We start from the raw sequence: 11966 nt of genomic DNA on the forward strand, positions 1-11966 counted from the left end.
GAGTGTGCGGATGGGATGGTCGTGGCTCCCAGCGAAGCGGGCTTACTCAGCTGGAGTACAGCCAGAGCGACACAGGAGCTGTGAATCGCCCCTAGTTTCGTAGACACCTCCAAGCCTCATAATGAGGCCCATTAGGAGGTGCCATGAGCAACCAGCGTTACCCCGAAGAATTCAAAATCGAAGCGGTCAAACAAGTGACCGAGCGCGGCCTCCCCGTAGCCGAGGTGGCAGCGCGGTTAGGCATGTCGGTGCATAGCCTGTATGCCTGGATCAAGCGCTACGGCAAGCCCCAGGCGCAGCGGCAGCAAGACGACGATCAGCAGGCCGAACTGCGTCGTCTGCGCGCCGAACTCAAGCGAGTGACCGAAGAGCGAGACATCCTAAAAAAGGCCGCCGCGTACTTTGCCAAGGAGTCCGGCTGAAGTACGCCTTCATCAGCAAGCTGTCGGTGGAGTACCCGGTTCGACGTCTCTGCCAGACCCTGAAAGTGCATCCCAGCGGTTACTACGCCTGGCTGACCGAGCCGAAATCCGTACGCGCCAAGGAAGATCAGCGCCTACTCGGGTTGATCAAACATGCCTGGCTGGAAAGCGGTGGGGTCTACGGCTATCGCAAGATTCACGACGACCTGCGTGAGCTGGGGGAGTCCTGTGGCCGGCACCGCGTGGCTCGCCTGATGCGAGGAGAAGGGCTGCGCTCACAGACCGGCTATCGGCGGCGCCCCGGCTATTACGGCGGCCGGCCAACGGTGGCTTCGCCCAATCGCCTGGAGCGGCAATTCAACGTTAGTGAACCGAACAAGGTCTGGGTCACCGACATCACCTACATCCGCACCTATGAAGGCTGGCTGTATTTGGCGGTGGTGCTGGATCTGTTTTCACGCCAGGTGATCGGCTGGTCGATGAAGCCACGGATGTGCAGCGACCTGGCTATCGATGCCCTGTTGATGGCGGTGTGGCGGCGCAAGCCCAAGCAGGAAGTGATGATCCACTCCGACCAGGGCAGCCAGTTCAGCAGCTCGGACTGGCAGAGCTTCCTCAAGGCCAACAACCTGATCAGCAGCATGAGTCGACGCGGTAACTGCCACGACAACGCGGTGGCGGAAAGCTTTTTCCAGTTGCTGAAGCGGGAACGCATCCGACGAAAAACCTACGGCACCCGCGAAGAAGCCCGGAGTGATGTGTTCGATTACATCGAGATGTTTTATAACCCCAAACGCCGGCACAGCAGCGCTATGCAGCTATCGCCAGTGGAGTTTGAAAAGCGTTATTTCCAGAGCTTGGAGAGTGTCTAGGAAAGCCGGGGCGATTCACAGAGCTCTCGCACATGGACTTCACTCTTAGCCAAGAGGTGCGCGAGGAGCTAATAGCGCATGCGAAGTCGCTGATGAAAAATAAACTTGCTAGAAAGCTGGTAAATGATCTTTCTGAAATATCGGCAAAAATATCTGAAGAATTGCTGAATTAGTGTCGTAATATGAATATAGATTATAACGTTGTTGCAACTGGACTTGTCGCTCCCTGTGCGATTTTTATTATAAAAACTCTTCTGGATTTTAGTCTCTCTCACTATTTTGTGAAATTCTTTCACTGGGTTCCTGTTAGGGGCTTTTTCCGAGATCGACCACCTGAAATTTCAGGCAGGTGGGAGCAGATCTGGGAAGCCCCAGACAGCCCTAGCTTCAAAGATGTTGCGGATAGGCACAGCTACACAGAGATCAAGCAGTTTGGGAAGTACCTGTATGCAGAGTTTGACGCTAAAGGTAGAACCTATTGTATGTTTGCCACGATAAAAAATTCGTACGTCATGGGGGAGTGGTACGATAAAAATGATCGGCTTGCATACTTTGGAACCCTGCAGCTTAAGATTGTTGATGCAGCAAAATTGGAAGGCCTGTACATAGGGCACTCTTCACGCACAAGCCGCGTGGAAAGTGGGGATTGGAATTGGAGGCGTTGCGCTACTTGAGAGCATTTGGCTGTAGGCCACATAGAATGGGCATCAAGCAGTAGGCGTAAGTTCGAGTGAGCCTTCTGCTCGTGTGTTAAGCCCCCAGATGGGGGCTTTTCCTTTAGCAGGTATGCCAGAAGCACTTATGGGACGGAAAGGGGATAGATTTACTTTCTCTACTCTAATCGCCCGCCTTTGGCCGATAGCGGCCTAAACCTACCGCGCTAACCTGTCCCTTCGCACTTCGAAAAATTCCTGCCCGGGGTATACCCGTCGCGCAGACCAACAGCTCGTCATTGTCTGCATGGTCCCGCGTTGGGTTTCGCTCCGCTCTACCCAACCTACACGGCGACCAACCCCCTCTAACCTCCCCCCTAACCCCCGTCGTCCATCCGGACGATTCCCCGCCCCGCACAAGCCGCCAGACTCGCTCCCGATCCCCGAGAGTCATGAGCAGGCAGCCCTATGGATTTCGCATTCAGCGATGAGCAGGAGATGATCCGCGAGTCCGCCGAGAGTTTTCTCGCGGATGTTTCCGATTCCGCCGCCGTGCGGGCGGCGATGGCCACTGCGTTGGGGCACGACCCGGAGCTTTGGCAGCGCGTATGCCGCGAGATGGTCTGGCCGGCCATTCATATTCCCGAGCAGTACGGTGGCCTTGGCCTCGGCTTTGTCGAGCTGGCGATTCTATTGGAGCAGATGGGCCGTCGCCTGTTCTGTTCCCCTTTCTTTTCCACTGCTTGCCTCGCTACCCCGGCCTTGCTGCTGGGGGGCAATGACGAACAGAAGGCGCACTGGCTGCCGCAATTGGCCGAAGGCAGCCTAACGGCGACCCTGGCCTATGCCAGCAACAACCGCAGCGGCCTGGACGCGGTGCAGGCCAGCGTGCGGGCCGAAGGTGCTGGGTTTGTCATCGATGGAGTCCTGCGCCAGGTGGTGGATGGCCACAGCGCGGGGCTGCTGATAGTCGCGGCCCGTGGCCGCGAGGGTATCGGGCTGTTCGCGGTGCCGGCTGATACGCCCGGCATCAGCCGTCGGCTTGTCCCGACCCTGGACCAGACCCGCAAGCTGGCCGAAGTGAGTTTCAGCCAGGTCGTGGTGCCGGCCGAGGCCCGTCTGGGCGCGGCGGGGCAGGGCGGTGAGTTGCTGGAGCGGGTGCTGCAATTGGCCTGCGTGGCCCTGGCCGCCGAGCAGGTGGGCGGTGCCCAGCAGGCCCTGGACCTGACCCTGGCCTACACCGCCGAGCGCCAGCAGTTTGGCCGCGCCATCGCCAGCTTCCAGGCCATCAAGCACCGCGCCGCCGACATGATGCTGGAGGTGGAGTGCGCGCGTTCGGCGGCCTGGTATGCCGCCTGCGTGGCCGAGGAAGCCCTGGCGTTCAATGGTGACAAGCGCATCGCCGCCGAGCTGCCGCTGGCGGCTGCGCTGGCCAAGGCGCGCTGCTCGGAGGCGTTCTTCCAGTGCGCGGCGGAATCCATCCAGCTCCACGGTGGCGTCGGCTTCACCTGGGAGTACGACCCGCACCTCTACTTCAAGCGCGCCCGGGCCAGCGAGGCCCTGTTCGGCGCGCCGTCCTGGCATCGCGAGCGCATCGCCGCCGCCCTCCTGGGGGAATACCCATGAAGATCAGTTTCAGTGAGGCGGACGAAAGCTTCCGCCGCGACGTGGCCGGCTGGCTGGCGGACAACCTGCGGGGCGAGTTCGAGCCGCTGCGTTTTCGCGGTGGGCCGGGGGATGAACACAGCTTCCCCGAGGAGCGCAAAGCCTGGGAGCGCCGCCTCGCCGAAGGCGGCTGGACCTGCGTGGGCTGGGCGCCGGAGCACGGCGGCCGTGGGCTTTCCATCAGCCAGCAGGTGATTTTTCACGAGGAGTACGCCCGCGCGGGCGGTCCAGGCCGTATGGGGCACATAGGTGAGGGCCTGGCCGGGCCGACCATCGCCGCCTTCGGCACCCCTGAGCAGCAGCGCCGCCTGCTGCCGGGCATAGTCGCCGGCACCGAGTTCTGGTGCCAGGGCTACTCCGAGCCCGCTGCCGGCTCGGACCTCGCCAATGTGAAGACCCGCGCCGTGCTGGAGAACGGCCAGTGGCGCATCAGCGGGCAGAAGGTCTGGACCTCGCTCGCCCATGAATCCGAGTGGTGCTTCGTGATCGCCCGCACCACGCCGGGCAGCGTCGGCCACCAGGGGCTGTCGTTCCTCCTGGTGCCCATGCACCAGCCGGGCATCACGGTGCGGCCCATCGAGCAGCTCACCGGTACCTCGGAATTCAACGAGGTGTTCTTCGACGAGGCGCTGACCGACGCCAACAACCTCCTCGGCGCCCCCGGCGATGGCTGGAAGATCGCCATGGCGCTGCTGGGCTTCGAGCGCGGGGTGTCCACCCTGGGCCAGCAGATGCTGTTCCACAACGAGCTGGAAGAAATCATCCGCATCGCCCGCGCCAATGGTGCGGCGCGCGACCCGCTGCTGCGCCAGCGCATCGCCGAGGCCTGGGGCGGGCTGCGCATCCTGCGCTACAACTCCCTGCGCATGCTCTCCGGCCCGCAGGATGGCTCGCTGCGCCGCGAGGCGATGATCTACAAGCTGTGCTGGGCCAACTGGCACCTGGCCCTCGGCAAGCTGGCCATGGATGTGCTCGGCCCCGACGCCGAACTGCTGGAGGGCGCGCCCTACCAACTGGGCCGCCTGCAGTCGATGTTCCTGTTCAGCCGCTCCGATTCCATCTACGGCGGCACCAACGAAATCCAACGCAACATCATCGCCGAACGCGCGCTGGGCATGCCCCGCGAGCCGCGCGTGCGCGCCTGATCCGAGGACCTTGCATGAGCATTCCAACCTACGTTCCCGGCCATGGCCTGCTGCGCGGCAAGTCGGTGCTGATCACCGCCGCCGCCGGTGCCGGCATTGGTTTTTCCGCCGCCCTGCGCGCCGCCGAAGAGGGCTGCCGGGCGCTGATGATCAGCGATATCCATGAGGGCCGCCTGCAGGAAGCGGCGGCGAAGATCCGCGAAGCCACCGGGCTGGAGCAGGTCCATGGCCAGGTGTGCAACGTCACCTCGGAGGAGCAGGTGCAGGCCCTGGTGGCCGCCGCCGAGCGCGAGCTGGAAGGCGTGGACGTGCTGATCAACAACGCCGGCCTGGGCGGTTCGCGCCTGCTGGTGGAGATGAGCGACGAGGAGTGGCACCGCGTGCTGGACGTGACCCTCACCGGCACCATGCGCATGACCCGCGCCATGCTGCCGAAGATGATCGAGCGCCAGCGCGGGGTGATCGTCAACAACGCCTCGGTGCTCGGCTGGCGCGCGCAGAAGGAGCAGAGCCACTACGCCGCGGCCAAGGCCGGGGTCATGGCCCTGACCCGCTGCGCGGCGGTGGAGGCGGCCGAGCACGGCATTCGTATCAACGCGGTGAGCCCGAGCATCGCCCTGCACGACTTCCTGAAAAGGTCCGCCCCCAAGGAGCTGCTGGACCAGCTCGCCTCCCGCGAAGCCTTCGGCCGCGCCGCCGAGGTGTGGGAAGTGGCCAACGTGATGATGTTCCTGGCCAGCGACTACAGCTCCTACATGACCGGCGAAGTGCTGTCGGTTTCCAGCCAGAGGGCCTGAGCATGACGATGATCTTCGAGACGCCGGCTGCGCTGCTGACGCGCGTGGGCGAGCCACTTGGCCACAGCGACTGGCTGACCCTGGAACAGTCGCGCATCGACCAGTTCGCCGAGGCCACCGGTGACCACCAGTGGATACACGTGGACCCGGTGCGGGCCGCCAGCGGGCCCTTCGGCGCCTGCATCGCCCACGGCTACCTGACCCTGGCGCTGGTCAACCTGTTCCTGCCGCAGATAGTCGAGGTGCGCGGCATTGCCATGGGGGTGAACTACGGCGGCGAGCGCCTGCGTTTTCCCAATGTGGTCCGTGCCGGCAGCCGCGTGCGCGGCAGCGCCCAGCTGATTGCCGCCGAAGAGGTGAAGGGCGGGGTGCAGGCCACCATCCGCGTGAGCGTGGAGATCGAGGGCGAGGAGCGGCCGGGCTGCGTGGTGGACACCATCAGCCGGTATTACCCCGCCGCGTGAGCGCGCTCTTCTTGTAGGGGCGAATTCATTCGCCAAGCAGGCCAGCGGCCTGCCCTGCAAGGCTCGATTGGGGCAGCTGCGCTGCCCTTGGCGAATGAATTCGCCCCTACAGGGCATTGATGAATCCGGAGTGATCCATGAAAGAAGCCGTAATCGTTTCCACCGCCCGCACCCCCATCGGCAAGGCCTTCCGGGGTGCCTTCAACGACACCGAGGCGCCGCTGCTGGGTGGCCATGTGGTGCGCGAGGCGCTGCGCCGTGCTGGTATCGAGCCGGGCGAGGTGGACGACGTGATCATGGGCGCCGCCGCCCAGCAGGGCACCCAGGCCTACAACCTCGGCCGCCTTTGCGCGGTGGCCGCCGGGTTGCCGCCCAGCGTGGCCGGCATGGCGGTGGAGCGCCAGTGTTCCTCGGGGCTGATGAGCATCGCCCTGGCGGCCAAGAGCATCATGTGCGACGAGATCGATATCGCCGTGGCCGGTGGCCTGGAGTCCATCTCCCTGGTGCAGAACAAGCACAAGAACAGCTACCGCAACCAGTCCGAGGCGGTGCTGGCGCAGGACCCGCGCGCCTATATCCCGATGATCGAAACCGCCGAGATCGTCGCCGCGCGCTACGGCATCTCCCGCGAGGCGCAGGACGCCTACAGCTACCAGAGCCAGCTGCGTACCGCGCTGGCGCAGAGTGCCGGCCTGTTCGAAGCCGAACTAGCGCCCCTCACGGTGAACAAGCTGCTGCTGGACAAGGCCACGGGCGAGAGCCGCCATGAGTCGGTGACCCTGCGCCATGACGAATGCAACCGCGCCGATACCACGCTGGAAAGCCTGGGCGCCCTGGAGCCCGTGTGGCAGGGCGGCCAGTGGACCGGCGCCGGGCGTTTCATCACCGCCGGCAACGCCTCGCAGCTCTCCGATGGCGCCTCCGCCTCGGTGCTGATGAGCGCCCAGGAGGCCGCGCGCCGTGGGCTGGAGCCCTTGGGCATTTACCGGGGCCTGGCGGTGGCGGGGTGCGCTGCCGACGAGATGGGCATCGGCCCGGTCTTCGCCATTCCCAAGTTGCTCAAGCGCCATGGCCTGTCGGTGGAGCATGTGGGCCTGTGGGAGCTGAACGAGGCCTTCGCCTGCCAGGTCATCCATTGCCGCGATGCGCTGGGGATTCCCGACGAGCGCCTGAACGTCAACGGCGGCGCCATCGCCATCGGCCACCCCTTCGGCATGTCCGGGGCGCGGATGGTCGGCCATGCGCTGCTCGAAGGTAAGCGCCGTGGCCTGCGCTACGTGGTGGTGAGCATGTGTATCGGTGGCGGCATGGGTGCCGCCGCCCTGTTCGAAGTGGCATGAGGAGAACGCAATGATCAGTCCGCAACAGGTTCAACAGACCATGGCTCGCTACATCGAGCTGGTGGATGCCTGCGACATCGACGGCATCCGCGCGCTTTACGCAGAAAACGCCACAGTGGAAGACCCGGTGGGCAGCCCGCAGCATGTGGGCATCGACGCCATCGACCGCTTCTACCGCGAGGGCCTGGGCAAGGCCAACGCCCGCGCCCGGCAAACCGGGCCGGTGTCCGCCAGCCATGCCGGCAGCGGCGCGGTGCCGTTCTGCGTGGATATCCTCTGGAACGGCAGCCCGTGCTCCATCCAGGTGATCGATGTGATGGAGTTCGACGCCGAGGGGCGCATCCGTTCCATGAAGGCCTTCTGGGGCGAGGCCAACGTGGTTCCAAGGGATCAGTCGTGAGCCTGGAGCAGCGTCTGGCCCGGTTGGAGGCGCTGGAGGCCATCCGCCTGCTCAAGCATTGCTACTTCAACGCCTGTGACCTGAAGGAGGTGGAGGCGATCCGCGCGTGCTTCGCCGAAGGCGCGATCGTGATCGACTACGGCCCCCTGGGGACGTTCGGGGAGCGCGACAGCTTTGTCGCGCTCTACCAGTCGATGGCCTGCAACGAGCGGGTGATCGACCTGCACCACGGCGCCAACCCGGAGATCGAGCTGACGGGGGAGGACGAAGCGCTGGGGCGCTGGGCGCTGTACTACTTCAACCTCGATGCCGAAACCGGCGCCACCCGGCAGCTGGGCGGGGTCTACCAGGATCGGTATCGGTGCATCGATGGCGCCTGGAAGATCGTCGAGACGGTGTTCAGGGCGCATTCGGTGGTGGAGTCGGTTGCTTCCAATTGATGGGTATCGCTTCGCTCAACCACATCCTACGGGTGCTACGTGGCAGGTCGTAGGATGGGTTGAGCTACGCGATACCCATCGGCTTTTTTCAATTCACCCCGGCGGCGTCGAGAAACGCCGGCTTCTCCCCGCCACCATGCACGCAGATATCCGCGCCGCTCACATAGCTGGCCAGCGGCGAGGCGAGGTACAGGCAGGCATCGCCGATATCCCCCGGGGTGGCCAGGCGTTGCAGGGGAATACCCGCCGCCACCCTTGCCATGCCTGCGGCATCGCCGTAATGCAGTTCGGCCTGTTCGGTGAGGATCAGCCCGGCGGTTACCGCGTTCACCCGCACCTTGGGTGCCCATTCCACGGCCAGCGACCGGGTGAGGTTGAGCAAGCCGGCCTTGGCCGCGCCATAGGCGGCGGTGCCGGGGGAGGGGCGGGTGGCGCTGACGCTGCAGATGTTGATGATGGCGCCGCCTTGTGGCTGCGCCTGCATCACCCGGTTGGCCAGCTGGCAGAGGTTGAGGGGCGCCAGCAGGTTGAGGCGGATGATGGATTCGGAGAAGCGTGGCGAGGCCGTGGCCGCTTCGGCATGGGGCGCGCCGCCGGCGTTGTTCACCAGCACGTCGAGGCGGCCGAAGCGCTCCACGATGGTGTCGAGCATGGCTTGCAGTTGCTCCAGGTCACGCACGTCGCAGGGCAGGAAGACAGCCTCGTGGGCGCCGTGGGCCGGCAGGCTGTCCGGCGCGTTGCGCCCGCAGATCACCACCTCGGCGCCGCCTTGCAGGAAGCGCTGGCTGATGCCACGCCCCACGCCCTTGCCGCCGCCCGTTACCAGTACCACCTTGCCGCTGAAATCCATCGGGTCGCCCATGGCTGCCTCGTCTGTGAAGGATCGATAGCGGCAGGCTAGGGCGAGTGGGGTGGGGTGCCTACGTCCAAGGGGACTAGGGCGGGTGCGCCCCTCCGGGTTCTTGAGGGGGCGGCTTCTTTTGTAGGGGCGAATTCATTCGCCAAGGGCAGCGCAGCTGCCCCGGGGCCTTCTGGGGCAGACCTGCGGTCTGCTTGGCGAATGAATTCGCCCCTACAGGGAAAACGGAGCCCGGTTCGGCACCGATGGTGGGTCGGTGAAGCGTGACCCACCCTACGAATGCCCCCACCTGCTAGTCCTCTCGGACGATGTTGCCCAACAGGCCGCGCCGAATAATCCCGGCACAACAACAAGCCGAGGAGATTCCCATGGGGGCGTTAGCGCAAGGGCGTTTCGTCACGCTGCCGGATGGCCTGCGACTGCATTACATCGAGGCGGGAGAGGGCGAGCCGGTGGTGTTCATCCATGGCAGCGGCCCGGGTGCCAGCGGCCATGGCAACTTCAAGCAGAACTACCCGACCTTCGCCAGCTTCGGCTACCGGGTGATAGTCCCGGACCTTCCGGGCTATGGCGCCTCCGACAAGCCGGAAACCACCTACAGCCTGGACTTCTTCGTCGGCGCCCTGGCCGGCCTGCTGGACGCCCTGGATATCCAGCGCTGCGTGCTGGTGGGCAACTCCCTGGGCGGCGCCATCGCCATCAAGCTGGCGCTGGATGCGCCCCAGCGCGTCAGCCGCCTGGTGCTGATGGCCCCCGGCGGGCTGATGGAAAAAGAGCAGTACTACCTGCAGATGGAAGGCATCCAGAAGATGGGCGCGGCCTTCGCCAATGGCGAGCTGAACGATGCCGCCGGCATGCGCCGCCTGCTCGCCCTGCAACTCTTCGACCCCAGCCTGATCAGCGACGAAACGGTCAACGAGCGGGTCGCCGTGGTCAAGCAGCAACCCCGCTGCGTGCTCAGCAGCATGCAGGTGCCGAACCTGACCGCGCGCCTGGCCGAGCTGGCCTGCCCGATCCTCGGGTTCTGGGGCATGAACGACAAGTTCTGCCCGTCTTCCGGCGCCCAGACCCTGCTGGAGGCCTGCCGCCACATCCGCTTCGTGATGCTCAGCGAATGCGGCCACTGGGTGATGGTGGAGCACCGCGAGCTGTTCAACCGCACCTGCCTGGACTTTCTCGCCGAGGGCCGACCATGAACGAGGCATTGCACCGTCAATACGGCGACGAGCTTTACCAGGCGCTGGTCGCCGGAAGCACCCTGCAACCCCTGACCAGCCGCTGGCCGGGCATCGGCATCGACGACGCCTACCGCATTTCCCTGCGCACCATCTCGCGCCGGGTGGCGGCGGGCGACGCCATCGTCGGCAAGAAGATCGGCGTCACCTCCGCAGCCGTGCAACGCATGCTCGATGTGCACCAGCCGGACTTCGGCTTCATCACCCGTGACATGCGCTTCGACGATGGCGCCGAGATTTCCCTCGCCGCCAACCGCCTGATCCAGCCCCGCGCCGAGGGCGAAATCGCCTTCAAGCTCAAGCACAACCTGATCGGCCCCGGCGTGACCGAGCAGGACGTGCTGGAGGCCACCGACTACGTGATGCCGTGCTTCGAGATAGTCGATTCGCGCATCCACGACTGGAAGATCCGCATCCAGGACACCGTGGCCGACAACGCCTCCTGCGGGGTCTTCGTGCTCGGCCGCGAGCAGGTGGACCCGCGCGAGCTGGACCTGCCCAACCTGCACATGCGCGTGTTCAAGAACGGCGCGCAGATCAGCGAGGGCCTGGGCTCGGCGGTGCAGGGCAACCCGCTCACGGCGGTGGCCTGGCTGGCCAACACCCTGGGCGAGCTGGGCATTCCGTTCAAGGCCGGGGAAATCATCCTCTCCGGCTCCCTGGTGCCGCTGGAACCGGCGCGCGCCGGTGACCGCTTCGAACTGACCATCGAGGGCCTGGGCAGCGCCCGGGTGTCCTTCCGCGACTGACTCCTGGGGAGCAATCATGAGCAAGAAACTCAAGGCGGCCATCATCGGGCCGGGCAATATCGGCACCGATCTGCTGATCAAGATGCGCCGTTCGGAATGGATCGAGCCGGTGTGGATGGTGGGCGTGGACCCGACCTCGGAGGGCCTGAGACGCGCCGCCGAGTTCGGCCTGAAAACCACGGCGGGCGGCGTCGACGGCCTGCTGCCCCATGTGCTGGACGACGACATCCGCATCGCCTTCGACGCCACCTCGGCCTATGTGCACGCCGAGAACAGCCGCAAGCTCAATGAGCTGGGGGTGATCATGATCGACCTCACCCCGGCGGCCATCGGCCCCTACTGCGTGCCGCCGGTCAACCTCAAGGAGCACGCCGAAACCCTCGCGCTGAACGTCAACATGGTCACCTGCGGCGGCCAGGCCACCATCCCGATGGTGGCGGCGGTGTCCCGGGTGCAGCCGGTGGAATACGGCGAGATCGTCGCCACGGTGTCGTCCCGCTCGGTGGGCCCGGGCACCCGGCAGAACATCGACGAGTTTACCCGCACCACCGCCGGCGCCGTGGAGAAGATCGGCGGTGCCAAGCGCGGCAAGGCGATCATCGTGATCAACCCGGCCGAGCCGCCGCTGATGATGCGCGACACCATCCATTGCCTCACCGAAGGCGAGCCGGACCAGGCGGAAATCCGCGCCTCGGTGCTGCACATGGTCAAGGAGGTGCAGCGCTACGTACCGGGCTACAAGTTGATCAACGGCCCGGTGTTCGACGGCCGCAAGGTGTCGATCTTCATCGAGGTGGAAGGGCTGGGGGATTTCCTGCCCAAGTCCGCCGGCAACCTGGACATCATGACCGCCGCCGGCCTGCGCACCGCCGAGATGTTCGCCGAAGAAGCCCACAAGGGCGCCCTCACGCTCCCCGCCCGCTGA

General features: G+C 65.0%; 13 protein-coding genes. 12 read left to right on the forward strand and 1 reads right to left on the reverse strand.

Annotated elements, in window-relative coordinates:
- The first annotated feature begins 143 nt into the window (after window positions 1–143).
- The 9 genes from PCA10_RS06815 to PCA10_RS06850 all read left to right on the forward strand — a co-directional run bounded on the left by PCA10_RS06815 (window position 144) and on the right by PCA10_RS06850 (window position 8198).
- A protein-coding gene (locus PCA10_RS06815; protein ID WP_144276949.1) for an IS3 family transposase occupies window positions 144–1294 on the forward strand; the annotation gives its coding sequence in 2 pieces (ribosomal slippage) (window positions 144–381 and window positions 381–1294; 1152 coding nt in all).
- Between the two features lie 182 nt (window positions 1295–1476).
- Entirely contained in the window at window positions 1477–1968 is a 492-nt protein-coding gene (locus PCA10_RS30170; protein WP_016491306.1) for a hypothetical protein, read from the forward strand.
- Window positions 1969–2415: 447 nt separating this feature from the next.
- The gene (locus tag PCA10_RS06820) at window positions 2416–3573 is read left to right on the forward strand and encodes an acyl-CoA dehydrogenase family protein (protein WP_016491307.1); all 1158 of its coding nucleotides are present in this window, start codon (window positions 2416–2418) and stop codon (window positions 3571–3573) included.
- Complete coding sequence (locus PCA10_RS06825) at window positions 3570–4757, forward strand: acyl-CoA dehydrogenase family protein (RefSeq protein ID WP_016491308.1); 1188 nt, start codon at window positions 3570–3572, stop codon at window positions 4755–4757. The genes PCA10_RS06820 and PCA10_RS06825 overlap by 4 nt, the downstream gene beginning before the upstream one ends.
- Before the next feature lie 14 nt (window positions 4758–4771).
- Window positions 4772–5554: an SDR family oxidoreductase gene (locus tag PCA10_RS06830; protein WP_016491309.1), complete on the forward strand. Its 783-nt coding sequence runs from the start codon at window positions 4772–4774 to the stop codon at window positions 5552–5554.
- 2 nt (window positions 5555–5556) lie between these two features.
- Window positions 5557–6018: a MaoC family dehydratase gene (locus tag PCA10_RS06835; RefSeq protein WP_016491310.1), complete on the forward strand. Its 462-nt coding sequence runs from the start codon at window positions 5557–5559 to the stop codon at window positions 6016–6018.
- Window positions 6019–6155: 137 nt separating this feature from the next.
- Window positions 6156–7358 (forward strand): acetyl-CoA C-acyltransferase, encoded by a 1203-nt coding sequence (locus PCA10_RS06840; RefSeq protein ID WP_016491311.1) that lies wholly within the window; start codon window positions 6156–6158, stop codon window positions 7356–7358.
- Between the two features lie 10 nt (window positions 7359–7368).
- Window positions 7369–7758, forward strand: a complete 390-nt coding sequence (locus PCA10_RS06845; RefSeq protein ID WP_016491312.1) for a nuclear transport factor 2 family protein — start codon at window positions 7369–7371, stop codon at window positions 7756–7758.
- Window positions 7755–8198: a nuclear transport factor 2 family protein gene (locus PCA10_RS06850; RefSeq protein WP_016491313.1), complete on the forward strand. Its 444-nt coding sequence runs from the start codon at window positions 7755–7757 to the stop codon at window positions 8196–8198. The genes PCA10_RS06845 and PCA10_RS06850 overlap by 4 nt, the downstream gene beginning before the upstream one ends.
- A gap of 88 nt (window positions 8199–8286) precedes the next feature.
- Here the strand turns inward: PCA10_RS06850 and PCA10_RS06855 are convergent, their stop codons facing one another.
- Window positions 8287–9060, reverse strand: a complete 774-nt coding sequence (locus PCA10_RS06855) for an SDR family oxidoreductase (protein ID WP_016491314.1) — start codon at window positions 9058–9060, stop codon at window positions 8287–8289.
- A gap of 365 nt (window positions 9061–9425) precedes the next feature.
- Here PCA10_RS06855 and PCA10_RS06860 point away from each other — a divergent pair, with 365 nt between their 5' ends.
- From PCA10_RS06860 to PCA10_RS06870, 3 genes are read left to right on the forward strand one after another with little or no spacing between them, the layout of a single operon-like run.
- Entirely contained in the window at window positions 9426–10253 is an 828-nt protein-coding gene (locus PCA10_RS06860; RefSeq protein WP_016491315.1) for an alpha/beta fold hydrolase, read from the forward strand.
- The gene (locus PCA10_RS06865) at window positions 10250–11041 is read left to right on the forward strand and encodes a fumarylacetoacetate hydrolase family protein (protein ID WP_016491316.1); all 792 of its coding nucleotides are present in this window, start codon (window positions 10250–10252) and stop codon (window positions 11039–11041) included. The genes PCA10_RS06860 and PCA10_RS06865 overlap by 4 nt, the downstream gene beginning before the upstream one ends.
- A 16-nt stretch (window positions 11042–11057) precedes the next feature.
- A complete protein-coding gene (locus tag PCA10_RS06870) occupies window positions 11058–11966 on the forward strand; it encodes an acetaldehyde dehydrogenase (acetylating) (protein WP_016491317.1) in 909 nt (302 codons plus the stop codon).

The sequence above is a fragment of the Pseudomonas resinovorans NBRC 106553 genome (genome assembly GCF_000412695.1).
Classification (GTDB): domain Bacteria; phylum Pseudomonadota; class Gammaproteobacteria; order Pseudomonadales; family Pseudomonadaceae; genus Metapseudomonas; species Metapseudomonas resinovorans_A.

Coding starts and splice junctions, on each gene's coding strand:
- PCA10_RS30170 (WP_016491306.1), top strand. CDS start 1,477: ATGAATATAGATTATAACGTTGTTGCAACTGGACTTGTCGCTCCCTGT.
- PCA10_RS06820 (WP_016491307.1), top strand. CDS start 2,416: ATGGATTTCGCATTCAGCGATGAGCAGGAGATGATCCGCGAGTCCGCC.
- PCA10_RS06825 (WP_016491308.1), top strand. CDS start 3,570: ATGAAGATCAGTTTCAGTGAGGCGGACGAAAGCTTCCGCCGCGACGTG.
- PCA10_RS06830 (WP_016491309.1), top strand. CDS start 4,772: ATGAGCATTCCAACCTACGTTCCCGGCCATGGCCTGCTGCGCGGCAAG.
- PCA10_RS06835 (WP_016491310.1), top strand. CDS start 5,557: ATGACGATGATCTTCGAGACGCCGGCTGCGCTGCTGACGCGCGTGGGC.
- PCA10_RS06840 (WP_016491311.1), top strand. CDS start 6,156: ATGAAAGAAGCCGTAATCGTTTCCACCGCCCGCACCCCCATCGGCAAG.
- PCA10_RS06845 (WP_016491312.1), top strand. CDS start 7,369: ATGATCAGTCCGCAACAGGTTCAACAGACCATGGCTCGCTACATCGAG.
- PCA10_RS06855 (WP_016491314.1), bottom strand. CDS start 9,060: ATGGGCGACCCGATGGATTTCAGCGGCAAGGTGGTACTGGTAACGGGC.
- PCA10_RS06860 (WP_016491315.1), top strand. CDS start 9,426: ATGGGGGCGTTAGCGCAAGGGCGTTTCGTCACGCTGCCGGATGGCCTG.
- PCA10_RS06865 (WP_016491316.1), top strand. CDS start 10,250: ATGAACGAGGCATTGCACCGTCAATACGGCGACGAGCTTTACCAGGCG.
- PCA10_RS06870 (WP_016491317.1), top strand. CDS start 11,058: ATGAGCAAGAAACTCAAGGCGGCCATCATCGGGCCGGGCAATATCGGC.